Origin of the sequence: Aeromicrobium choanae (assembly GCF_900167475.1) — a bacterium.
Taxonomy (GTDB): domain Bacteria; phylum Actinomycetota; class Actinomycetes; order Propionibacteriales; family Nocardioidaceae; genus Aeromicrobium; species Aeromicrobium choanae.
The window spans coordinates 806179-828835 of sequence record NZ_LT796768.1 but is presented as its reverse complement, the minus strand read 5'-3'; the positions used below and the strand labels follow the sequence as shown (position 1 = coordinate 828835).

The 22657-nt window shown below is 72.1% G+C and carries 19 protein-coding genes; 11 read left to right on the top strand and 8 right to left on the bottom strand.

Translation table 11 applies throughout. From position 1 onward, the window contains the following. The first annotated feature begins 49 nt into the window (after positions 1-49). Together B5D60_RS04035 and pth are read left to right on the top strand one after the other, a co-directional pair. Positions 50-700: a 50S ribosomal protein L25/general stress protein Ctc gene (locus B5D60_RS04035; RefSeq protein ID WP_078698959.1), complete on the top strand. Its 651-nt coding sequence runs from the start codon at positions 50-52 to the stop codon at positions 698-700. After that, positions 700-1266 carry an aminoacyl-tRNA hydrolase gene (gene pth / locus B5D60_RS04030; protein ID WP_078698958.1) on the top strand — a complete coding sequence of 189 codons (567 nt, stop codon included), beginning with the start codon at positions 700-702 and terminating at the stop codon, positions 1264-1266. The genes B5D60_RS04035 and pth overlap by 1 nt, the downstream gene beginning before the upstream one ends. A gap of 12 nt (positions 1267-1278) precedes the next feature. Here the strand turns inward: pth and B5D60_RS04025 are convergent, their stop codons facing one another. Further along, positions 1279-2031 (bottom strand): hypothetical protein, encoded by a 753-nt coding sequence (locus B5D60_RS04025; RefSeq protein WP_078698957.1) that lies wholly within the window; start codon positions 2029-2031, stop codon positions 1279-1281. A gap of 348 nt (positions 2032-2379) precedes the next feature. On the opposite strand from B5D60_RS04025, the gene B5D60_RS17030 reads away from it, so the two are divergent. Genes B5D60_RS17030 through B5D60_RS03985 form a run of 7 tightly spaced genes read left to right on the top strand, consistent with a single transcriptional unit; the run spans position 2380 to position 12392 of the window. Beyond that, entirely contained in the window at positions 2380-6402 is a 4023-nt protein-coding gene (locus tag B5D60_RS17030) for a beta-xylosidase family glycoside hydrolase (protein WP_197684399.1), read from the top strand. 3 nt (positions 6403-6405) lie between these two features. After that, positions 6406-7452 carry an FAD-dependent oxidoreductase gene (locus tag B5D60_RS04010; protein WP_078698955.1) on the top strand — a complete coding sequence of 349 codons (1047 nt, stop codon included), beginning with the start codon at positions 6406-6408 and terminating at the stop codon, positions 7450-7452. Next, complete coding sequence (locus B5D60_RS04005) at positions 7449-7913, top strand: acyltransferase (protein WP_078698954.1); 465 nt, start codon at positions 7449-7451, stop codon at positions 7911-7913. Before B5D60_RS04010 ends, B5D60_RS04005 begins: the two co-directional genes overlap by 4 nt. Then, positions 7910-9025, top strand: coding sequence for a DegT/DnrJ/EryC1/StrS family aminotransferase (locus B5D60_RS04000; protein WP_078698953.1), 1116 nt, complete (start codon positions 7910-7912; stop codon positions 9023-9025). Before B5D60_RS04005 ends, B5D60_RS04000 begins: the two co-directional genes overlap by 4 nt. Next, positions 9022-10086 carry a glycosyltransferase family 2 protein gene (locus B5D60_RS03995; RefSeq protein ID WP_078698952.1) on the top strand — a complete coding sequence of 355 codons (1065 nt, stop codon included), beginning with the start codon at positions 9022-9024 and terminating at the stop codon, positions 10084-10086. The genes B5D60_RS04000 and B5D60_RS03995 overlap by 4 nt, the downstream gene beginning before the upstream one ends. A 4-nt stretch (positions 10087-10090) precedes the next feature. Beyond that, positions 10091-11317: a lipase family protein gene (locus B5D60_RS03990; RefSeq protein WP_078698951.1), complete on the top strand. Its 1227-nt coding sequence runs from the start codon at positions 10091-10093 to the stop codon at positions 11315-11317. A gap of 10 nt (positions 11318-11327) precedes the next feature. Beyond that, entirely contained in the window at positions 11328-12392 is a 1065-nt protein-coding gene (locus B5D60_RS03985; protein ID WP_078698950.1) for a glycosyltransferase family 2 protein, read from the top strand. Here B5D60_RS03985 and B5D60_RS03980 read toward each other — a convergent pair. The 4 genes from B5D60_RS03980 to B5D60_RS03965 are packed head-to-tail and all read right to left on the bottom strand — an operon-like array spanning position 12376 to position 16113. Further along, on the bottom strand, positions 12376-13812 hold the full coding sequence (locus B5D60_RS03980; RefSeq protein ID WP_078698949.1) for a DUF4082 domain-containing protein: 1437 nt from the start codon (positions 13810-13812) through the stop codon (positions 12376-12378). The two genes, B5D60_RS03985 and B5D60_RS03980, sit on opposite strands and share 17 nt — an antisense overlap. Beyond that, on the bottom strand, positions 13812-14660 hold the full coding sequence (locus tag B5D60_RS03975) for a glycosyltransferase (RefSeq protein ID WP_078698948.1): 849 nt from the start codon (positions 14658-14660) through the stop codon (positions 13812-13814). Before B5D60_RS03975 ends, B5D60_RS03980 begins: the two co-directional genes overlap by 1 nt. Further along, the gene (locus B5D60_RS03970; protein ID WP_078698947.1) at positions 14657-15580 is read right to left on the bottom strand and encodes a glycosyltransferase family 2 protein; all 924 of its coding nucleotides are present in this window, start codon (positions 15578-15580) and stop codon (positions 14657-14659) included. The genes B5D60_RS03975 and B5D60_RS03970 overlap by 4 nt, the downstream gene beginning before the upstream one ends. Next, positions 15577-16113, bottom strand: a complete 537-nt coding sequence (locus tag B5D60_RS03965; RefSeq protein ID WP_231948965.1) for an acyltransferase — start codon at positions 16111-16113, stop codon at positions 15577-15579. Before B5D60_RS03965 ends, B5D60_RS03970 begins: the two co-directional genes overlap by 4 nt. Before the next feature lie 151 nt (positions 16114-16264). On the opposite strand from B5D60_RS03965, the gene B5D60_RS03960 reads away from it, so the two are divergent. Then, on the top strand, positions 16265-17776 hold the full coding sequence (locus tag B5D60_RS03960) for a lipopolysaccharide biosynthesis protein (protein WP_172806249.1): 1512 nt from the start codon (positions 16265-16267) through the stop codon (positions 17774-17776). Positions 17777-17778: 2 nt separating this feature from the next. Here B5D60_RS03960 and B5D60_RS03955 read toward each other — a convergent pair whose 3' ends face one another. Further along, the gene (locus B5D60_RS03955) at positions 17779-18981 is read right to left on the bottom strand and encodes a glycosyltransferase family 4 protein (protein WP_197684397.1); all 1203 of its coding nucleotides are present in this window, start codon (positions 18979-18981) and stop codon (positions 17779-17781) included. A gap of 140 nt (positions 18982-19121) precedes the next feature. Here B5D60_RS03955 and B5D60_RS03950 point away from each other — a divergent pair, with 140 nt between their 5' ends. Further along, entirely contained in the window at positions 19122-20387 is a 1266-nt protein-coding gene (locus tag B5D60_RS03950; protein WP_153302868.1) for a hypothetical protein, read from the top strand. A gap of 4 nt (positions 20388-20391) precedes the next feature. On the opposite strand, the gene B5D60_RS03945 is transcribed toward B5D60_RS03950, so the two are convergent. Continuing rightward, positions 20392-21762, bottom strand: coding sequence for an O-antigen ligase family protein (locus tag B5D60_RS03945; protein WP_078698942.1), 1371 nt, complete (start codon positions 21760-21762; stop codon positions 20392-20394). After that, the gene (locus tag B5D60_RS03940) at positions 21759-22538 is read right to left on the bottom strand and encodes a YveK family protein (protein WP_078698941.1); all 780 of its coding nucleotides are present in this window, start codon (positions 22536-22538) and stop codon (positions 21759-21761) included. Before B5D60_RS03940 ends, B5D60_RS03945 begins: the two co-directional genes overlap by 4 nt. Positions 22539-22657: the final 119 nt, after the last annotated feature.

The window sequence follows — 22657 nt, the reverse complement described above, 5'->3', positions numbered from 1 at the left end:
CCGAGACCAAAGACTTCAGACTGAAATCCCCTCCAAGGAGAGAATCCCCGTGGCCGAGATCAAGCTTTCCGCCGAGCAGCGCACCGAGTTCGGCAAGGGTGCCGCCCGCCGCATCCGTCGCGACGACAAGATCCCCGCCGTCCTCTACGGACACGGCTCCGACCCCATCCACGTCACGCTGCCCGGTCACGACACGATGCTGGCGCTCAAGACCGCCAACGCGCTGCTCGCGATCGACCTGGGCTCGGACAACCACCTGGCCATCCCGAAGCAGGTCCAGCGCGACCCGCTCAAGGGCTTCATCGAGCACGTCGACCTGCTCATCGTCAAGAGCGGCGAGAAGGTCACCGTCGACGTCGCGATCACCGTCGTCGGCGAGCCCGAGCCGGGCGTCCTGCTCGTCACCGAGAACACCACCGTCTCCCTCGAGGTCGAGGCCACGCACATCCCCACCGACATCGAGGTGCCCGTCGCCGGCCTCGAGGTCGGCAGCCAGGTGCTCGCCTCGGACCTCGCCCTGCCCGAGGGCGCTTCCCTCGCGGTGGAGGACGACCTGCTGATCCTCAACCTGACCCACGCGCCCACCGCGGCCGAGGTCGACGCCGAGCTCGAGAGCGCCGAGGCCGATGCCGGCATCGAGCACGACCAGCCCGAGACGACCGCCGAGGCCGCCGCCGAGCCGGAGTCCTCCGAGGGCTGATGACCTGGTTGGTCGTCGGGCTGGGCAATCCCGGCCCGTCCTATGCCGCCACCCGGCACAACGTCGGGTATCACGTGACCGATGAGCTGGCCGCCCGCATGGGCGGCCGGTTCTCGTCTCTGAAGGCGGCCCGCGCCGACATCGTCTCCGGATTGCTCGCCGGCGAGCGCACGGTCCTGGGCCGGTCGCGCGCGTACATGAACGAGAGCGGCGGAGCCGTCTCGTCGCTGATGAAGTACTACGACGTCACGCCCGAGCGCCTCATCGTCATCCACGACGAGCTCGACCTTCCGCTGGGCTCACTGCGCTGCAAGTCCGGCGGCGGCGACAACGGGCACAACGGCCTCAAGTCGATCCGCCAGTCGATCGGCACGGGCGACTTCCTGCGCGTGCGGTTCGGGATCGGCCGCCCGCCGGGCCAGCAGCCGGTGCACGACTTCGTGCTCAAGCCGTTCGCCAAGACCGAGCGCACCGAGGCCGACATCGTCACGCAGGAGGCCGCCGACGCGGTCGAGAGCCTGATCTCGGTGGGCCTGGAGAAGACGCAGAGCGCCTTCAACTCCTGAGCGGGGAGGGCGTCAGAGGCGCTTGAGCTGGACGAGCTCGCCCTCGGCGAAGACGCCCACGTAGCGCGTCGCGACACCGCAGGCCGCGAACTCGCGCTCCTGGATCGAGCGCACGCCCTTCGCCGCGAGGCGACGCAGCGGCGCCAGCTCGGCGTTCGCCTGGGCCATCACGTTCGGGTCTCCCGCGTACAGCTCGGAGAGACGCGACGAGTGCTGGAGCACCTGCGACACGTCGACCCGCTCGAGGGCGCCCGGCGAGCGCATGAGCCGCTGGGCCTGGGCCAGCGAGGTGCCCTTCACGGAGGGCGAGTACGCCGCGTCCACCTTGAGCGCGCGCACGTCGGGCGCGGTGGCGCACGCGTTCTGGCGCACGACGAGCCGCAGGGAGCGGCGCGTGGTGCTGGTCCGTCCCTTGGCCTTCGACCTCACCTTGATGACGAGGCGGTAGGTGCCCGGCCGCAGGCTCACGGCTCGACGGTTCGCCTGGCGCAGCTTGCCGCCGCGGTAGACGTGGATCCGCTTCGAGACGACCTTGACTCCGGCCCCCTTGCTCACCAGCGGGGTGACCCGGACCGATCCGGACCAGCCGACCACGCGCTGGGTGGGGTTGGTGATCTTGACCTTGCCCTTCGGCACCTTCGCCGCAGCGGTGACGGTCCGCGGGGCGGGGGCGCTCGCCTTGGCGGACGTGATCGCACCGGCCACGAGCACAGCGGTCGCGACGGTCGCCACGAGCGATCCCAGAGCCCAGGTCTTGGTGTTCACCCCTGCAGTATGGGGCACATGGGACTCGCGTGACCACTGATATGCCAGATACGGATTGTTACTCGTGGTAAAGCAGAGGCTCGAAAGGAGTATCACGCGGGTCACGCAGGGCTCATGGGCAGCAAGATCGAACCGCCCGGAACGACGTTTCGAACCACATCCGTCGCACTGGTCACAACATTCGTGAAGGCGCCAAAGCGCAGTCGTTCCAGTCGTTAGGCTGCCTGTCACGGGGGGTGCTCGCGGTCGGGGACGTTCATGACGCGCCGCGCGGCAACAGTGTGAAGATTCGGGTCTCATGCGTCGCACAGGGCGGGAGTTGCAGAGGCCATCGGTAAGGACGGCGTGATGCTCCATCTCAACCCTCCCGGGCGACGCACGGCTGCCATCGCCGCCGCGCTGGTCGTCCTGACGGCGGCGCTCCAGGGCCCCGCCGCGGCGGAGACGGAGAGCCCCGGCCCCACCACGGCACCGACCTCCGCCCCCACCAGCACGCCGACCTCGCCGGCCCCGACCACGGCACCGTCCACGGCACCGACCACGGCACCGACCCCCGCCCCCACCAGCACGCCGACGCAGACCCCGCCCGCCTCCGCACTGACCGTCGCCGACTACAGCCGCTCCGTGCTCGACACGTCGCCGTCCCAGCTCGCTTTCGGCACCCGCCACACGGCGCAGTGCGAGGGCGCCCAGACCGTCTCGGTGGTCACCTGGACCGGCGACGACCTGCCGTGGGTCGCCTCGGCCGACGCGCCGTGGGTCACCCTGTCGGCCACCTCCGGGGTCAGTCCGGCCCAGTTCACGGTCACCACCGACTGCGACGACCTCGCCGTGGGCGTGCACTCCGCCCGGGTCACCGTGCGCGACGACGTGCCCGGTGTCGACCAGAGCCAGACCGTCGACGTGCGCGTCGTGGTCAATCCGTCCGGGCCCGTCGGCATCTCCACGTGGAAGGACGGCCACCGCGGCGCGTTCAGCTCCTCGACCGACGACAGCTTCTCCTCGGGCTACCCCGAGCTCAAGGCAGCTGGCATCACGGGCACCTTCGTGATGAACGGCGCCACGCCGCCGGCGGACTACCCGCAGATGTACGCCGACGGGATGGAGCTCGGGTCGCACCTGCTCTACCACCTGTGCACGCTGGTCAGCCGCACGAGCCTGATCTCGCACATGACCGGAAGCATCAGCGGCGTCGCCCAGGCGACCGGCTCGGCCGACGAGGTCTCCACCCTGGTGTGGCCCTGCGGCTTCCGGAACATCGAGTACGGCGTGATCGCCGCGGACCACTTCCTCTCGGCGCGTGGCTACAACTGGAACGCGCTGGAGGAGACCACGCCGACCGACTTCATGGACATGAAGAGCTTCAACTCCCACGAGCACGCGCCCACGCCGCCGGCCGACCTGAAGACGATCGTCGACCAGGCCCAGAGTCAGGGCAAGTGGGCCAATCTCGTGCTGCACGACATGACCAACGACGACGGCGCGATCGCCTACGCAGCCACGAAGGACGTGTGGAGCGCGCCCATCGGCACCGTCGTGAAGTACATCCACCAGCGCAACCGCACCGTGATCGACGACGTCGTCGACGGTGAGGACGCACTCGACTTCACGATCCGGCGCCTGGGTCTGCCCGAGGTGCCGCAGCGCGATGCCGAGGCGTTCGTCAAGTCCCGCGACAAGCTGACCTTCACGGTCGACGTCACGGGCGTGCCGCACGTCTCGGGCGTGCGCGTCGCCGGCGCCGCGGTGCCGTTCCGCATTCGCACCGACGGCGGCACGTCGACGCTGTACTTCTCCTCGGCGGTCACCGCCACCAAGCAGTCCGTGAAGGTGCTGAAGTCCGAGACGGTCCCGCCGATCCTCGACGCCGACGACGCGCCACTGAACCTCGCGGCCGCCGAGGGCGGCGCCCCCGTCGAGAAGTCGCTCGGTGTCCGCAACGCGGGCGAGGGCGCCTTGGAGTGGACCGCCGAGGTCCTCTCGGGCGAGTCCTGGCTCTCGGTGTCGCCGGCCTCCGGCACCGGCAACGGCTCGTTCACCGTCCGGGCCACGCCCGGCACGCTCGCCGCGGGATCGCACACGGGCTCGATCAAGGTCCACGCCGCGGGTGCCGCGGGCAGCCCCGTCACCATCCCCGTGACGCTCAAGGTCACGCCGCGCGGTGAGGCGAGATATGCGCTGACCTACCCCGACCGCCAGGCGCTGCTGGCCGACGGCTGGGACTTCCGGGCGAAGACCGCCGCGGGAGCCGTGCGCGACACCGAGCGCACGAGTGGTTCGGTCGTGGCCTACTCGGCCTCGGGGCTGCGCCTGCCCGTGGACACCGGCGACATCTGGTCGTCCATGAACAACTCGCGCAACTCGCTGCTGCGCGACCTGCCGGCCGGGTGGAACCGCGTCGAGCTGAACGTCTCGTCGTTCGCCCCGACGCGGAACTACCAGTCCGCCGGCATCGGCGTCTACGACGACGACGACAACTACGTGCTGCTGACCCGAAGCTTCAACGTGGGGCAGCGCGTCTCGCTGGTCAACGAGGTCGCCGGCAACGCCCAGATCGTCCTGGCCCAGACCTCGACCGCCACGAGCCTGAGGCTGCGCCTGACTCGTTCCGGGAACACGATCACGGCGGCGATGTCCACCAACGGCGGCTCCACCTGGACCCCCGCCGGGTCGGTCACGTCGACGCGGGCCTTCTCGCGCCTCGTCCTGCTGACCGGGGCCGATGCGCAGTCCACGTCGCAGCCGACCGCGCTCTACGACGAGGTCGTCGTCGCCTCCGCCGACGAGTCGACGCAGCCCACGACCCAGCCCACGACCCAGCCCACGACGCAGCCCACGACGCAGCCCACGACGACGCCGACCACGGTGCCGACGACGGAGCCCACGCCCACGACGCCGACGCCGACCCCGCCGGCGCCGAGCGCGGGCACGTTCTCGCTGGGCTACCCGAACCGCGCCGCCCTCGTGGCCGACGGCTGGGACTTCCGGGGCCGTACCGGCGCGGGTGTCGCCCGCGACACCGAGCGCACCTCCGGCGGCACGGTGACCTACTCAGCGCAGGGACTGGGCCTGCCCACCACGACGGGTGACCTGTGGTCGACGTCGAACAACTCCGACAACACGATCCTGCGTGACCTGCCCGGCAACTGGAGCTCGGTGCGGGTGCGCCTCTCGGCCGCGCCGGTCGCCAACTACCAGCACGCGGGCATCGCGATCTACGACAACGACGACAACTACCTCGAGCTCGCGCGCTCGTACCACTCCACCGCGGGCGGCCAGATCGTCATGGCGGTCAACGAGACGGCGGGCACCCCGGCGGCGCAGGCCGTCGCGGGCGTGGCGGCCACCGACCTGGAGCTGCGCTTCGAGCGCAACGCCTCGACGGGTCAGGTCGTCTCCTCGTTCTCCACGGACGCCGGGGCCACGTGGCGCACCGTCAGCACGGTGACCCGCCAGTTCACGTCACCGCGGCTGGCCCTGAACGCCGGTGGAGCCACGGCGGCCCAGATCACCGCGACGTTCCGCGAGGCGACGGTCCAGGTGCCCACGACGGTGGCCCCGAGCGAGCCCACGCCGTCGCCGACGACGCCCACCCCGACGCCGTCGCCGACGACCCCCACCCCGTCGCCGACGACGCCCACCCCGTCGCCGACGACGCCCACCCCGTCGCCGACGACGCCCACCCCGACGCCGACGCCGACGACCCCCACGCCGTCGCCGACGCCGTCGGCCCCGGCCGAGACGACGGACACCCACGTGCTCGACCACACGTCGCGCTCGGCACTGCTGGCGGCGGGCTGGGACTTCGCGGCGCGCACGGCGGCCGGAGCGGCGCGCAGCACCGAGAGCGCCACGTTCGCCCCCACCTACGCAGCGAACGGACTCGGCCTGGCCACCGGCCAGGGCGACCTGTGGCAGGCGATGAACAACACCACCAACACGGTGTTCCGCGACCTCCCGGCCTCCTGGACGAGTGTCACCGCCACGATGGCGTACGCGCCGACGGCGAACTACCAGCACGGCGGCATCGTGCTGTACGTCGACGACGACAACTACATCGAGCTGACCCGGGCCTACAACTCGGGCGCGAGCGGGCACACCGTGGCCCTCATCGACGAGCGCTCGGGCACCCCGATCGTGCAGCGTGTGCCCACCACCGCCACATCCCTGAGGCTGCGGTTCACCCGCGACCCGGTCACCCAGGTGATCACCGCGGCCTTCTCGGCCGATGGTGGCTCAAACTGGAGCGAAGTCGGTCGCGTCACACGTACGCTGACCAACGTGCGCATCGGACTCAACGCAGGCGGAGCCGTCTCGGGTGCGCCCGTGGCGCGGTTCGAGCGCGTCGTCGTCGGCCGGACCGCGAGCTGATCCATGCGCGTCGGAATCATCGGGGGCGGCTTCTTCGGCTTCCACATCGCCCAGCAGATCGAACGGCGCTTCGGCGACGTCCGGGTCGAGATCTTCGAGCGTGAGCCCACGCCGCTGATCGGCGCCGGCACGACCAACCAGTGCCGGCTGCACATGGGGTTCCACTACCCCCGGTCGGGCTACACGATCTACCAGTCGATCATGGGCTTCGACCGCTTCACCGCCGAGTACTCCGAGTTCCTCAGCGACGTCGACGAGAACCTCTACGCCGTGCACCACGACGGCCTCGTCTCGGTCGAGGAGTACCTCGCGGTGATGAGCTCGTTCCACCTCAAGTACGAGGTGCTGCCGATCACGGGGGAGCTGCTGCGCCGTCCCGACGACTACGGGCTGCTCATCAAGGTGCTGGAGAAGTCGATCGACGTGAAGGCCCTGCGCGAGCGGCTCGTGCGGCGATTCGACGGCGTGCTGCACGTGGACACGCCCGTCGACGAGGTCGACGCCGCGGCCGGCATGATCCGCAGCGGCACCCGCGAGTTCGGGCCGTTCGACTACGTCATCAACGCCAGTTACACCGACCCCAACATGGGCCTGCCGGCCGACAAGCACTTCCGGATCAAGTGGGAGCTGGCGGCCCTCGTGCTGGCCAAGACCTCGCTGCACTCGAGCATGGCCGTCACGATCATGGACGGCGACTACGTCTCGGTGTACCCGGCGTACGACGGCCTGCACACGCTGTCGTCGGTGGCCTACACGCCGATGCGACGCTACGACACCCACGCCGAGCTGATGGCCGACTACCCCCACCGTCACGAGATCGCCGAGCGCGAGCGCGTCGCGGCGAAGATCGCGCAGGACGTGGGGGAGTACCTGCACGTCGAGCACGACCAGAAGGAGCTGTGGGTCACCGCGAAGACCAAGCTGGCCACGGACATGGGCGACTCCCGGGTCACCGAGGTCCGCCACCACGACCGGCTCTTCTCGGTGCTCTGCGGCAAGATCGACGCCGTCTTCGAGGCCTCCGACGCCATCTTGCGAGAGATGCGGTGAGCGAGCCACGGCGGCTGTCGATCGGCATCCGCGACTCGACGTTCGGCGACGACTGCGTCGTGGCCGAGTGCGTCAACGTCTACGAGGCCACGTTCGGTGACAGATGCTTCGTGGGCCCCTTCGTCGAGGTCCAGAACGACGTCGTCTGCGGCACGAACGTGCGCATCCAGTCCCACACCCTCGTCTGCGAGGGGATGCGGATCGGTGACGACGTGTTCATCGGGCACGGCGTGATGACCGCGAACTCCCGGTACCCGCAGGCCGGTGCTGCGGAGTGGGCGTGCGAGCCGCCGGTCGTGGGCGACCGCGTCTCGATCGGCTCCAACGCCACGATCCTGCCCGGCGTCACGATCGGCGACGACGCCGTGATCGGGTCCGGCGCCGTGGTATCGCGCGACGTCGCGGCAGGCACCATCGTGGTGGGTACCAACCGTGTCCTCGAGAAGCCGGAGCGCGCATGACCGTCCCCTTCCTCGATCTCGCCGCCCAGCAGGCCGAGATCGCCGACGAGGTGCTGCCGCTGTGGCACGAGGTCTTCGCGTCCTCGGAGTTCATCGGCGGACCGCACGTCGAGGCGTTCGAGCGGGAGTACGCCGCCTACGTGGGCGTCGACCACTGCATCGCCGTCGCCAACGGCACCGACGCGATCGAGCTGGCGCTGCGCGCCGTGGGCGTCGTGGCGCAGGACGAGGTCGTGCTCCCGGCGAACACCTTCGTGGCCACCGCCGGCGCGGTCGCGAGGATGGGAGCGGTTCCCGTCCTCGTCGACGTGGATCCCGACCACCTGCTCATCGACCCGTCCGCCGTGCCCGCCGTGATCACCGACCGCACGCGGGCGATCGTCCCGGTCCACCTGTTCGGCCAGACCGCGCCCGTCGAGCTGCTGCCGCGCGTGATCGAGGGCCGCGGCATCGCGATCGTGGAGGACACGGCGCAGGCCCAGGGCGCCCGCTCGGCGGCCGGCACGGCGGGGGCCCTCGGCGACGCCTCCTCCACGAGCTTCTACCCGGGCAAGAACCTGGGCGCGGCCGGCGACGCCGGTGCGGTCCTCACCCACGACCCGGTCCTGGCCGAGGTGGTGCGCAGCACCGCGAACCACGGCAGCACGGTCAAGTACGTGCACGACCGGGTCGGCATCAACTCGCGCCTCGACGCCGTGCACGCGATCGTGCTGAGCGCGAAGCTGCGCCGCCTGGAGGTCTGGAACCAGGCCCGTCGTGCCGCCGCCCGGCGGTACACCGAGCTGCTCGACACGGTTCCCGGCGTCCGCACGCCACGCACCCGCCCCGGCAACGAGGACGTCTGGCACCTCTACGTGGTGCAGGTCGACGACCGCGACCGCGTCCTCGCGCGCCTGCACGAGGAGGGCATCGGGGCGGCGATCCACTACCCGACGCCCGTGCACCTCACCGACGCGTACGCGCACCTCGGCTACGGGCCCGGCAGCTTCCCGGTCGCCGAGGAGGCCTCCGGCCGGATACTGTCGCTGCCCATGCACCCGCACCTGAGCGCCACCGACCAGGACCGCGTCGTCGACGCGCTCGCTCGCATCGTGGGGGAGGGAGCCGCGTGAAGGTGCGCTGGCCGAGCCGCCCCACGGTCGGGCGACTGCCCCACGTCGAGGTCGTCGTGCCCTGCTACAACTACGGCCACTACCTGCCCGGCGCCGTCGAGGCGATCGTGCGGCAGCCGGGGGTCACCACCACCGTCACGATCCTCGACGACAAGTCCACCGACGACTCCGCCGAGGTCGCCGAGCGGCTGACCGAGCAGCACCCGAACGTGCGCCTCATCCGCAACGAGCAGAACCTGGGTGCCGTCCCCACGTTCAACAAGGGCGTCTCGCAGGCCGACTCCGACTACGTCGTCCTCATCTCGTCGGACGACCAGCTGGCGCCCGGCGCGCTGGGCCGCGCCACGGCGCTGATGGAGACCCACCCGAGCATCGGCCTGGTCTACGGCAAGACGCAGAAGTTCCTCACCGACCCGGTGCAGCGGCCCACGCGGCCCGCGGTCACCTGGACCACGTGGGACGGCGACGACTGGATCCGCATGCAGCTGCGCCGGTCGTGGAGCAACATCGCCTCGCCCGAGGCCGTCGTGCGCACCTCGGTCCAGCACGCGATCGGTCCCTACGACGAGGACCTGCCGTTCACGCACGACGCGCTGATGTGGCTCAAGATCGCGGCGATCGCCGACGTCGGTCACGTCAACGGCGTCGACCAGGCCTACTACCGCCGCCACCCGAGCAGCATGTCGATGCAGGTCGGCCTCGCACGTGACGCGTGGGAGCGCTGGCGGGCCTACGACCGCTTCCTCTCCTCGTGGCCGAACCGCGCCAGCGCCGAGCGCCTGCATCCACGCGTGCGCCGGCGGCTGGCCGACGAGGTCCTGCTCACCGCACTGCTCCTCGGCGCGGAGTCCCCGCTGACGGACGAGGCGTTCGACGAGGCGTTCGACACCGCTCGCCGGATCGACCCCGACGTCGTCGGCCGGGCCCAGTGGTCGGACCTCGAGGCCCTGCGCGACGGCCACCCCGCCGAGGGGCTGCCGGCGCACGCCCGGTCGGCGGCCCGGACGGCCGCCCTCAAGTCCCGCTGGCAGCGCTGGCACCGCTACCGCTACTTCGGGTAGGACGATGAGCTCCCTGCGGTCGCGGCTGTCGCGTCCGGTGGTCCTCGTGGCGATCGCGCTGTCGGTCGTCCTCGTCGCGGTCGCGGTGGTGGCGGTCCTGGCCACCCGCGGCGATCCCGGCGACGGCCAGCGGTCGACGGCGCCGCTGCCGCAGGAGAGCGGCGTGCTCCTGGAGGAGACACCCGTCGAGGGCGCGCCCGAGGGCAGCCGCGTCTGGCGCATCCTCTACACGACCACCGACCGCGAGGGCGCCACGATCGAGGCCACGGCCGCGGTCTACGCCCCCGCCGACACGTCCCTCACCGATCTGCCGGTCGTCGCGTGGGGCCACGGCACGTCCGGCTTCGCGCGCGCGTGCTCGCCCAGCCTCCAGGCCGACCCGATGGCCGCCGGCTCGATGTACGTGGCCGAGGAGGTGCTCGACCGCGGCTGGGTGCTCGTCTCGCCCGACTTCCCCGGGGTGGGCGACGACGGCGAGCAGCCCTACCTCATCGGCGAGGGCGCGGGCCGGGCCCTGCTCGACGCGGCGCGTGCGGTGCGCGGCCTCGACGACCTGGACACGTCGCCGAAGACGGTGGTGTGGGGCTTCTCCCAGGGTGGTCATGCTGCGCTGTGGGCCGGTGGGCTCCAGCCGACCTACGCCCCCGACGCCGAGCTGGCCGGCGTCGCCGCCCTCGCGCCGGCCACCTTCCTGCGCGAGACGTTCGACCGGCTCCCGGCGCAGGACCGGCTCTTCGCCGCCTACACGATGGCCTCGTACGACGCGGCCTACGACGACGTGCGGTGGAGCGACTACGCGACCGAGGACGGTGAGTCCTTCGGCCGCGAGGTGGCCGCCGAGTGCCTGCCGGACCCGCAGGCCTACTCCGAGCTGGCGACGGAGGTGATGTCCTTCCAGGACGGCGCGCTGTTCGACCGGTACTTCGCCAGTGGCGCGATGGGCAAGCGGCTGGCCGAGAACGAGCCGGAGCTGCCGGTCGAGGCGCCGCTGCTGATGGCGCAGGGCTCGGCCGACACCGTGGTCCTGCCCGAGCGGCAGGCCGAGTTCGCCACGCGGGCGTGCTCGCGCGGCCAGGTCCTGGAGTACGTCACGGTCGAGGGCCGTGACCACCTCGGCCTCGTGCTGGAGGACTCGCCCCTGTTCCCCGACCTGTTCGCCTGGACCGAGGCCCGCTTCGGCGGGACCGCGGGTCCTGCCGAATGCGTCCGGCGCACGGCCGGCCGCGGGTAGGCTCGGCGCGATGCTCGACTACGCCATCGTGGTGGCCACCCGGAACCGGCTCGACATGCTGCGCGTCTCGCTGCCGCTGTTCGTGGCGCAGACCCGGCCCGCCGCCCGGATCGTGGTGGTCGACCGCAGCGACGACCACGAGGCGGTGCGCGCCTACTGCGAGGCGGTGGCGCAGGAGACCGACATCCCCCTGATCGTGCGGTACGGCGACCAGGCGAACCTGCCGGCCCAGCGCAACCAGGGCCTCGACCTGGTGACCGAGCCGGTCACGATGTACCCCGACGACGACTCGCTGTGGTTCCCCGACACCGCCGAGCACCTCATGGCGGTCTACGAGGCCGACCGCAACCGCCGCTACGGCGCGATCTCGGCCACGCCGGTGGCCGCGGCCCCGCCGGGCGTCGACGTGCCGATCGCGCCCACCCGGCGGCTGACGAACGTGCCCGTCGTGATGGCGATCAGGAACCGCGTCGAGCGGCTGCTGGTGCCCGCCCCGTTCGTGCTCTTCGGCGCCGAGCGCACGAAGGCGCTGCGGTCCGGCGCCGTGCAGGACGGGCTCGACCACCCGCTCGTTCCCACCATCGGCGGCTACCGGATGACGTTCCGCACCGAGGTGCTGCGTGAGCTGCGCTTCGATCCCACGCTGGGCTCGCGCGTCGGGTACGCCACCCACGAGGACATCGACATCGGCCTGCGCGTCCTGGCCTCGGGATCCCTCGTCGCCGCGGCGCCGCGGTCGCTGGTGTTCCACTGCGTCGCCCCCGGAGCACGGGCGGCCGGGTTCGACTACGGGTTCTTCCACGTCCTGAACTACCTGTACATCTGCGCGAAGGTGATGCCCGAGCGGTCGCTCGCGCGGCGCCGGCTGCGGCGGTACCTGCGCTACAAGCTGTTCCTCTACGCGGCCAAGCGGCGCGACCAGTACGGGCGCGAGGTGCACCAGGGCGCGAAGGCGGCGTACGCCCGGTTCGACGAGATCATGGCGGCCGACCCGGCCGCGCTCGCCGTACTCTACGGGCAGGTCGCCGACGCCGAGCGCACGGCGTACGCCGCGTCGCTCACCGCCCGCAGCTGAGGGGCCCGACGGCGCTGACCTCGCCGCCCTCGGAGACCGACACGATCTCGTTGCCCGCGCCCCACGTGGTGCGGTCGCACGTGGTGACGTGCGAGGGCCCGTACTCCCACGAGTCGGCGATGACCTTCAGGCCCGAGACGCTGCCCGGGGTGCCGAGGCGGAACGCGAAGCCACCACCGCCGACGAGCACGTCCTCGACCGTAAGGCGCTCGTTGCCGGAGTTCTCGGGATGGAAGATCGCGCCGTTGCCGAGGCACCCCTCGTCGTGGTTCAGCAGGATCGTCGTGTCGCGGATCGTGACCGGCGCGGCGCTGTTGGCCTGGAACCCGTCGCCGTGCCAGTCGACGTCGGGGCAGCCGTCCGCCGGGGCGATGCTGAGGTAGGAGTCGTCGACCACGACGGGACCGCAGCCGTGCTCGGCGCCGCCGGCCCGCAGCCCCTCGGAGAGGCCGATGACCTTGACGCGGGTGGCCGTGTAGCCGCCGAACTGGACGGCCGGCTGGAACAGCTCGGTGTCGCCGCGGACGAAGCTGGAGTCCTCGATCACGAGGTCGTTGTTGCAGGCGTTCGCGTGCAGGTTGTCGATGCGGGAGCCGACGAACTCGACGCGCCGGATCGTGACGTCGGGGGCCCGTACGTGCAGCACGCCGTTGACGATCCGCACGTCCTCCAGCACGGTGCCCGGCTCGTCGATGTCCAGGTCGCCGGTGTACGTCTGCTGGGGCTCCCAGTCCTTCGGGACGCCGGTGTCGGCCGACGTGGGGAAGCCGGAGGCCTTGAAGTCGTCGGTGTCGACGATCTTCGGCACGGAGGGGGCCGCGGCCTCGGGCACCTCGCCGGCCGGCATGAACAGCGGGTCGACCCAGTACTGGCTGGACTCCCACGACTTCGTCGGGAAGGTGCTCTCGGCACCCTCGGCGTAGACGCCGCTCTTGCCCGGCTCCACCTCGAGCGCGCCGGAGAACGACTGGCCGGAGAAGCCGACCGTCTGGGCGAAGTGGCCCTGCGGCGCGTGGTAGGACACGACGTAGCGCTCGCCCTGGTCGATCTCGACGGGCTGGTCGAACCACGCGGTGCGCCACCCCTCCTGGCCACCGGCCTCGCCGAAGTCGACGGTGGCGAGCCGCTCGCCGTCGGGCGACCACAGGCTGGCCACGTGGGGCCCTGCGTTGCGCGGCGTCCACCAGAAGCGCACGCCGGCGACCGCGCCCTCGACCTTGCTGGTGAAGGCCGTGCCCAGCTCCACGGGATCTTCGTCGTTCACCACGTCGACGTGCGCCGGAGGGACCTCGGGCCACAGCGAGACGACATCGCCCGAGGGGGCACCGTCGTCGAACGGGTCGATCACGAGGAACGCGACGACGGCGAGCGCGACGAGGGCCGCGATGACCCCGAGGCTGATCAGCAGGAGCTTGCGCATCAGCGACCCGCTCCCGCGTCGACGGGTCCGCGCGAGGTCTCGTCGCGGTTCCACGCCCGCGTCGACCGCACCCGCGCGTGCAGGCGGGCGGCGACGGTGACCGCCACGTAGACGACGGCGGCGGGCAGCAGGCGCGGCTCCTCGCGGACGACGTCGCGCCACGTGGGCCGCGGTGCCTGCACCCGGTGGCCGAGGTGGGCCAGCTCCTGGTTGCCGGCGACGATGCGCACCTGGCGGCGGTACAGCGAGCGCAGCGTGCGCGGGGGGTGCACGGTGAAGGTGGCGCCGTCGGGGTTGTGGCGCTCGGCGTGCTCGAAGTGGGCGTAGACGAACCCGTCGTCGGCGATCACGTCGGGGAAGGCGCCGAAGCGCGCGCGGCCCTGCTCCGAGAGGGCGTAGACCCCGGCGCCGATCACGTGGTGGCGGACGTAGCCGAGCCGCGAGCGGATCGCGTAGTAGGCCCGGCACGGCAGCGAGAGGCCCGTCGTGTCGAACACCGGCCGCGGTGCCGCCGCGAGGTGCCCGGACTCGAGCGCGCCGACGACCGCCTCGAGGGCGCCCGGCGACAGCACGACGTCGGCGTCGAGGTAGACGCGTGGGAACGCCGAGACGGCCGCGTCGCCGGCGTTCAGGGCCGCGGTCTTGGAGGCGGTGGGGATCTCGACGACCCGGACCCCGTCGTACGCCGCCGCCACCTGCGCGGTGGCGTCGGTGGTGGCGTTGCAGACCACGACGGTCTCGAAGGCGGCCGGGTCGAGCCCGGCGAGCGCCGCCTCGATCGTGCGGCCGATGACGCGCTCCTCGTCGTGGGCGGGGATCACGATGCTCGCGCGGAGACCGGTGCTCATCGGGCCTCCCCGGGGAAGCCGTTCCACCACTCGTCGCGGCGACGCCACGTGGCGAGCCACTTCGCGCCGCGGCCGGTGAGCCGCGAGCCGAGGGCGCGCAGGCCCACTCCGGCCCGCAGCAGCCCGACGCCGAGGACGGCGCCCCGACCGTGGTGGGTGCGAGCGTAGGTGATCTTGCCGGCCAGCAGGAGGGGCTTGCTGCCCGCCGTGCCCTCGGACGAGCGACCGACGGCGTGGACGACCTCGACCGCGGGATCGATGACGGGCCGGGCGCCGAGTGCGCGGGCGCGGGCACTGAGGTCCGCGTCCTCGCCGTAGACGAAGTAGCGCTCGTCGAAGCCGCCCAGGCGGTTCCACAGCCCGCGCTCGACCAGGAGCAGGCAGCCGGTGATCATGCCGACCTCGCGCACGGTGTCGCGCGGCCAGCGGCCGAGCGACTCGGGGTCGAAGAGGGTCGAGTGGCCGAAGGCGGTGGACAGGCCCGACGCGAAGCAGAACGTGCTCCACAGGCTCGGCAGCCCCCAGCACGAGGAGGGCTCGAGATCGCCCTCGGTGGTGAGGGTGCGGCCGCCGTACATGCCGTGCTCGGGGTGGCGGCGGGCGAAGTCGACGAGCTCGGCGAGCGAGCCGGGGCGGGCGTCCATGTCGGGGTTGAGCATCAGCACCCACGGTGCCGCGCTGGCGGCGGCACCCTGGTTGACGGCGCGGGCGAAGCCCACGTTGGCGTCGTTGCGCAGGAGCCGGGCGTGCGGAGCGTGACGCTCCACGACCTCGGCGCTGCCGTCGGCCGACGCGTTGTCGACCACGACGAGCTCGGCCGTCAGGTCGCCGAGCGCCGCCGGGAGCGAGTCCAGGCAGCGGCCCACCCAGTCGGCGCTGTTGTAGGTGACGATGACGATCGCCAGGTCGGCCGTGCTCACGTCGCGGCACCGCGGCGGCGCACGACCTTGGCGGGGACGCCGGCCGCCACGGAGTCGGGCGGCAGGTCGCGGGTGACCACCGCGCCGGCGGCCACGATGGTGCCGTCGCCGATCGTGACGCCCGGCAGCACGACGACCCGCGTGCCCAGCCACGTGTTCGCCCCGATCACGACGTCGGCCTCCCGCTTCGGCAGGTCCATGACAGGACCCGGCCCCGCGTCGAAGTCGTAGTTCGAGGCGGTGATGAAGACGTCGGGGCCGAGGAGGGCGTGGTCGCCCAGGGTGATGCGGCCGCTGGAGTCGCCGGCCCACAGGCAGCTGCCCTGGCCGATGTGCGAGCCTTCCCCGATCGTGACGCGGCTGCCGTTGCGCACCGAGACGGTGGGGGAGAGGCGCACCCCGGCGCCGATCGTGGCGTCGTCGATCGAGGCGCCGTCGTAGCCGGCGAAGTTCGCCATCCGCGCCCAGCGACGCCACGTGCGGGGGCGCAGGACGCGTCGCGCCGCACTCGAACCCGGTCGACCGTCGCTCATGAATCGGTCCTCTCGACGTCGCCCGCGAGGTGCGGGCGGTCTGCGCATTCGGCCTCTGACGGACAGTGCCGCGCAGTACAGTGTATTGCGGTCGGCCGCTGCCTTTCCGCGGTTTGGGGCGATGGACCGAGGTCCGTGCGATGGGGTGGGAATGAGCGACGACACCGGACTCGCCCGGCACACCTCCATCAGTGTCCTGTGGATGACCGCGCAGCGCTGGATCACCCGCCTCGGCGGCTTCCTGACGATCATCATCCTCACCCGGATCCTGTCGCCCGAGGACTTCGGCGTCGCCGCCACTGCCACGACGCTGCTCCCGCTGATCTACGTCCTGGCCGATGCCGGCTTCTCGGCGTACCTCGTCCAGGCCGACGAGGTGGACGAGCGCACGCTCGCGACCGCCTTCTGGTTCTCGCTCGTCTCCGGTGCGGCACTGGCCGGGGCGATCGCGGTCGCGGCGCCGTTCATCGGCGCGGCGCTCGACGTGCCCGAGGCCGCCCCGCTGCTGCAGGTCATGGGACTGTCCGTGCTCGCCGTCGCCGTCGGGTCCGTGCCGATGGCGCTGCTGCGCCGGGCGATGGAGTTCCGCAAGCTTGCGCTGATCGAGGCCAACGCGGCCATCATCGCCCAGGTCGTGGCGATCACCGTCGCGGTCACCGGCGGGGGCGCCTGGGCGCTGGTCCTGCAGGTCCTGTGCGGCCAGGTGATCGTGCTGGTCTCGGTGTGGATCGTGGCGCGCTGGCGGCCGCGCCCCGGCTTCTCGCTCGCACGGTTCAAGGTGATGGTGGCGTTCGGCTCGCACGTCGTCGGCAGCGGGCTCGTGTACGCGCTGCGCGTCTGGGCCGAGACGGCGATCGTCGTCGCGGGGCTCGGCGTGCGCGAGATGGGATTCCTCTCGATCGCCCAGCGACTGGTGCAGACCGCCCAGGACCTCTCGATCTCGGCGCTGCTGCCCGTCTCGATGGCCGCGTTCGCGAAGATCCGCGACTCCGTCGACCGCCTGCGCGGCTTCTACCTGCGCGCGTCGGCGGTCGCGTACGCCGTGATCACGCCGCTGATGGTCTTCCTCGCGGTCGCGGCGCCCGAGGTGGTGGAGCTGCTGTTCGGTGCCGACAAGTCCGAGAGCGCGCTCGTCGTCCCGGCGCTGGCGATCATGGCGATCGCCGGCGTGGGCTGGGCCGTCGACCAGGCGCTCCTGGTGGGAACGGGTCACCCGGGCCGCTGGTTCGCCTTCATCGCGGTGATCTACAGCCTCGCGCTGCTGGTCTCGCTGTACCTCGTCCAGTTCGGGCTGATCGCGGTCGTCACCGGGTGGGCGGCCATCGCGATCGCGGAGGCCCTGCTGCGCTCGATCCCCGTGGCGCCGATCATCGGCGCGACGCGGTGGCAGGTCATCGCGCCGTTCGTCAGCGTCGTGCCCACCGCCGTGCTGGCGGGGGCGGCCGGCTGGGGCGTGCTGTGGCTGGCCGACCCGCTGCCGCTCCTCGTCGAGATCTTCCTGGGCGGGATGGCGGTCGTCGTCACGTACCTCGTGGGGATGGCCCTGCTGAAGCCCGCGACGACGGCCACGGTGCTGTCGGTGCTCCCCGGCCGCATCGCCGGTCCGATCCGATCCGTGCTCGGCCGTCGCCTCCGGGTCGGCGACGAGGCTCCCGGCGCCTGAGGTCAGCGACCGTCGAGGGCCCGGCGGTAGAGCGACTCCATGTGCTCGATGCGGCTGTCCCAGAGCGAGACCTCCGCGCTGCGCTCCCGCGCTCCCGCGGCGAGGCGGGCCCGGAGGCCGGGATCGGCGCAGAGCCGGACGAGGGCGTCGGCCAGGTCGCGGGCCAGCTGCTCGGGATCGGTGACGGGCACCCGGATGCCGCAGTCGTCGGTCACCGTGCTCGACGGGCCGCCGCGGTCGCACGCCACCACCGGCAGCCCGTGCGAGAGCGCCTCGATCACGACGATGCCTCCGGCCTCGCGATAGCTGGGGAACACGAAGACGTCGGCGGCTGCGTAGAAGTCGTCGACCGCCTCGTGGGGCACGCGGCCGTGGAAGCGGACCAGGTCGGCGATGCCGAGCTCGGCGGCCAGAGCCTCGCAGGCGGCCCGGTCGTACCCGTCGCCGACGACGTCGAGGGTGGCGGTGCCGCGGGGGAGCAGGTGCAGGGCGCGGACGGCGTCGCGCACCCCCTTCGTGCGGATGACGCGCCCCACGTACAGCAGCCGCACGCCCTCGGTGCGGTCGGAGCCGGGGGCGGCCGGGGGCAGGACCTCGATGCCGGTGTCGCTCATCGTGGTGAAGTCGCGCACGGCGATGTCGCCCAGCTGGTCGCGGACGTAGTCGGCGATGCCCACGACGAGCGAGGCGTTCGCGAAGGTGGCGCGCAGGGCGGGGCTGTGCCGCAGGCGGAACCGGTCGAGCCGGCGCAGCCCGGTGAACCACGGGGCGCCACCCTCCTGGTCGGCGAAGGCCGGCGGCGACTCCAGGCTGCCGCCGACGGGCCCGATCACGTACGGGATGCCCGCGTCCCGCAGCGGCGAGGCGAAGCGCAGCGACACGGGCGTGACCTGGTGGGCGAGGTCGAATCGCTCGCCGCGGGCGAGCGCCCGGCGGATCCAGCGGCGTGCCCGCCACGCGAAGGGGTAGTAGCCGGGGTTCAGCATCGCCTTGAAGCGCTCGTGGCGCCCGATCAGCGGAGGCTCGTCCCACTCGACGATGCGCGCGCCCTCGACCGTGCCGGTCAGCGGCAGGCCGGCCCGCTGGCGGTAGCACAGGACGGTGACGTCGTGGCGCTCCGCGAGGCGCCGGATCCACTGGTGGGCGATCCACGCCTCGCCGACGGACTCGGGGTGCGCCGTGGAGACGACCAGCAGGAGCCTCACGCGCCGCTCCCCGCGTGGACGGGGGCGAGGAGGACCTCGGGATCGGACATCGCAGCGCTCACCTCGGCGTCGGGGACGGTGGGCCACATCGTATCGGCGAGACGCCCTCGGGAGGGCGAATCCGCGACTAGGCTCGGGCCATGGCAGATCCATCGCGGCTGGTGCCGATCGCCGGGATCGACCGGCTCCTGGGCGGCTCGCGCATCCGCCAGTCCTTCAGTCCTCTCGACGTGCCACCGCTGGAGCTGCTGGGTGACGCGCTCGTGCGGCTGGCCGCCCATGGCCCGCACACCCGGGCCGGCTTCGTGAAGGCCGACGACGAGCACTGGCGCTACCTCGGTGCGGGCATCGCCGAGCGGCTGCCCGAGATCTTCCGCGTCGTGCCCGAGGGCACGGCCGAGTCGGCCCAGGACTGGCTCGCGGCCCACCTCGTCGACGACCTCCCGCTGCAGTTCGCCGTCAAGGGGGACGAGCTCGCCACCGCCTTCGACCACGTGCTGCTCGACGCCCCGCTCGCCTCCAGCCTGCCGACCATCCTCGTGACGATGGCCGGCGGAGCGCCGGTCCCGGCACTGTTCGACACGGTCACCGAGCGGCCCGTGACGCGCGCGCTGTGGAACACCTTCGGTCGCCACCCCGGCAACGCCCTGGCGCTCGTGCGCAGCCGCGGCTCGGCCCCCGTGGCCGCGCTCCCCGCCGGCCCGGCCGAGAACGAGGACGATCGCATCCCCCTCGTCGATCCCGGGCACCTGACCCATCGCCTCCACCGCACGTGCGACGTCGGTCAGATGGCCGGGGTTCGCGAGTGGGGCGCGGCCCACGGCCTGGGGATCAGTCCCACGATGCTCCTGCTGGCCGCCGCGGCCACGGAGCAGGCCGGCATCCCCATCGAGCCCCAGGGCGACCTGGTGGTCGACCTGCGCCGCTACCTGCCGAAGGGCGTGACGACCGGCGGGAACTTCATCACCGGAGTGTCGGTCCCCGTGTGGGGCGAGGGCTTCGAGCCGCCGATGCTCGGCGGGCGGCTCAGCGCGATCCTCGACTCCGGCCGGCCGCTGGCGGCGGTGGCCGCGCGGCTGCTGCGGGCGAGGCGACGTCCGCCCGCGACCCCCACCTCCACCGACTCGGTGGCGCGTCCGGTGCGCGCCCGGACCTCCGTCAGCAATCCGGGCGTCCTGAGCATCTACGAGGCACTCCCGTGGAAGGTGCCGCCGGCCGAGCGCCGGGTCGTGCACGGCACCGACGGCATCGCGCCGAACGCGATCGGGTGGATCAGCTCGACCGACGCCGGACAGTTCCGCGTGTCGGTGTCGTTCCGCGCCGACGTGTTCGACCCCGAGCTCGTCGACCGGGCCGCCACGCTCATGTTCAGCGATCCCGCGGGCGTGCTCGACGCGATGGTCTGACGCCTCAGCGCGCGCGACGCAGCCGCCGGCGCACGGCACCCACCCAGCGCCGCGGGTGCGGGACGGCAGGCCTGGTCTGCGCCAGCGCCGCGGGACGACGTGGCTCGAGCACGACGATCCGGTGCACCGCACCGGCCATGCCCAGTAACAGGAAGTACGTGCCCATCGTCATCGGGAACGCGAACGAGTCGAACAGCGCCATGCCCGTGGCGCCGGCGGCGATGGCGGCCAGCAGGGACAGGCCCAGGTCGCGCGTGTCCTCGTCCTCGGCCAGCAGGCGCACCCGCAGCGACACCCAGAGCCCGGCCACGGCGAGCAGCAGGAAGGCGAGCGTGCCGACCAGTCCGATGCTGACCATGAGCAGCAGGTACTGGTTGTCGAAGATCCGGTACTTGGGCAGGAACGAGCCGAGGCCGCGGCCGAAGAACGGCGACTGCGCGATGTACGCCCACGCGATCTCGTAGCTGTCGGTGCGCGACGTGATGCTCGGATCGGTGCCGACGTTGCGAAACAGCGACTGGATCGTGCCGAACAGCCGCGGCACGGCGGCGAACAGCACCACGGCCATCGCGAAGGCGCCGGCGAGGAACAGCCGGCGGCGCTCGCGCGGCCAGCCGATCACCAGCACCGCCGCGGCGACGGCGGCGCTGACGTACGCGGAGCGCGAGAAGGTCAGGGCGATCGTGACGCCCACCATGAGCGTGGGGATCCACTGCAGCAGCCGTCGCCCGTGCGTGGTGTGGAACGCCGCGTGCAGCGTGAACGGCAGCATCATCGCCATGATCACGCCGAACTCGATCGGGTGCGTCGCGGTGGCCGAGGGCCGGATGGTCTCGCCGCGCGTGAACACCTCGAACTGCGCGGCGGACAGGCCCGGGATGGAGATCCGGTTGATGATGGGGTCGCTCGTGACGACCTGCAGGATGCCCAGGAACGCCATCAGGCCGCCGGCCCAGGCCAGGCCCGTCGCCAGGGTGCGTGCGCGCTCCATCGAGGAGATGCCGTCGTGGGCGACCAGCAGCGTGCCCGACCACGAGAGCACGACCGCCATCGCGACGTTCACGGGGCTGATCTCGTCGAAGTCGATCGGCCGGGACATCGCCACGACGTAGGTGATCGCGACGCAGGCCACGAAGCCGAACAGGGCGCGCCGGACGGGCAGCACCTCGCGCGCGTGACTCTGGCTGGTGGTGCGCCCCACCTGGTAGAGCGCCCAGCCGCCGAGGCTGATCAGGCCGACCAGCATCGACGGCGATCCGGCGCTGCCGAGCGCGGGGACGACCAGCCGCGACGGGATCGCGTACAGGATGGTCAGGTAGAGCAGGAGCCAGGTGACCGAGTCCATCCGCGCCGGAGACCGGACGGACGAGCTCATGGCGGGGTGAGGCTCCGGGGGCTCTGGGCGGCGAGCTCCTCCTCCGGGGGCTCCCACGTCTGCTCGTTGCCGGGCGCGTCGGTGCCTCCGTCGGTGTCGGTCGAGTCGGAGGTGACCGCACCCTCGGACGCGTCGGCCGGCGCGGCCTCGGCCTCGGCCTGACGGCGACGTCGCGCGCGCAGGCGACGGGCGATCGCGTCGACGCCGGCGGTGGCGCCGGCGGTCAGCGCCAGGCCCACGGCGACCGCCGCCACGACGGCTCGCGTGGTGGCGCGGGTGACTGCCGTGGCCTCGAGGTCGGCGGCGAGCTGCATGGAGGTGATGGAGTCACCCTTCGGCACGTCCTGCTGACGCTGCAGGTCCGCCAGCGCGGTCGGCGCGGCGGCCAGGACCTGCTCGAGGGTGTCCACGGTGGCCTTGGCGCTCTGCGCCGAGACCTGGACCAGGACCACGGGTCCACGCATCGTCGGGTCGGTGGTGACCTCGTAGAGCGCGCCCGGCTGGTCCTCGAGGATCTGCTCGCGGACCTCGTCGCCGTTGAGACGGGCCACCACGAGCGACGTCGGCACGTCGAGGTTGTTCAGCTGCAGGAAGGGGTTCTTGATGCCCTCTCCGCTGACCTGGTCCTCGGGCGGCAGCAGCAGCACCGTGCCGCTCGCCTCGTAGACCGGGGGAGTGGACGAGTACGCCGCGTAGCCCAGGACTCCCGTGAGCAGCAGGCCCGCCACGACGACGTACCAGCGCCGCAGCACCGTCTTGATGACTTCTACCAGCATCGATTCCCCAGTGGATCTCGTTCCCCGACTCCCGCGCGATGACCCTGTGCCGGCCGTCGTGGTCCCATCGTAACGAGGGGATCGCGATGTCGGGGGCTTTCGGCTCCGCGGTGGAACAC

What these genes read in the sequence shown, in the direction of transcription:
- B5D60_RS03965 (WP_231948965.1), bottom strand. Translation starts at nt 16,113, where the DNA reads ATGAGCGACGGTCGACCGGGTTCGAGTGCGGCGCGACGCGTCCTGCGC.
- B5D60_RS03975 (WP_078698948.1), bottom strand. Translation starts at nt 14,660, where the DNA reads ATGAGCACCGGTCTCCGCGCGAGCATCGTGATCCCCGCCCACGACGAG.
- B5D60_RS04000 (WP_078698953.1), top strand. Translation starts at nt 7,910, where the DNA reads ATGACCGTCCCCTTCCTCGATCTCGCCGCCCAGCAGGCCGAGATCGCC.
- B5D60_RS03985 (WP_078698950.1), top strand. Translation starts at nt 11,328, where the DNA reads ATGCTCGACTACGCCATCGTGGTGGCCACCCGGAACCGGCTCGACATG.
- B5D60_RS03980 (WP_078698949.1), bottom strand. Translation starts at nt 13,812, where the DNA reads ATGCGCAAGCTCCTGCTGATCAGCCTCGGGGTCATCGCGGCCCTCGTC.
- B5D60_RS03990 (WP_078698951.1), top strand. Translation starts at nt 10,091, where the DNA reads ATGAGCTCCCTGCGGTCGCGGCTGTCGCGTCCGGTGGTCCTCGTGGCG.
- B5D60_RS04010 (WP_078698955.1), top strand. Translation starts at nt 6,406, where the DNA reads ATGCGCGTCGGAATCATCGGGGGCGGCTTCTTCGGCTTCCACATCGCC.
- pth (WP_078698958.1), top strand. Translation starts at nt 700, where the DNA reads ATGACCTGGTTGGTCGTCGGGCTGGGCAATCCCGGCCCGTCCTATGCC.
- B5D60_RS03950 (WP_153302868.1), top strand. Translation starts at nt 19,122, where the DNA reads ATGGCAGATCCATCGCGGCTGGTGCCGATCGCCGGGATCGACCGGCTC.
- B5D60_RS03960 (WP_172806249.1), top strand. Translation starts at nt 16,265, where the DNA reads ATGAGCGACGACACCGGACTCGCCCGGCACACCTCCATCAGTGTCCTG.
- B5D60_RS03945 (WP_078698942.1), bottom strand. Translation starts at nt 21,762, where the DNA reads ATGAGCTCGTCCGTCCGGTCTCCGGCGCGGATGGACTCGGTCACCTGG.
- B5D60_RS17030 (WP_197684399.1), top strand. Translation starts at nt 2,380, where the DNA reads ATGCTCCATCTCAACCCTCCCGGGCGACGCACGGCTGCCATCGCCGCC.
- B5D60_RS03940 (WP_078698941.1), bottom strand. Translation starts at nt 22,538, where the DNA reads ATGCTGGTAGAAGTCATCAAGACGGTGCTGCGGCGCTGGTACGTCGTC.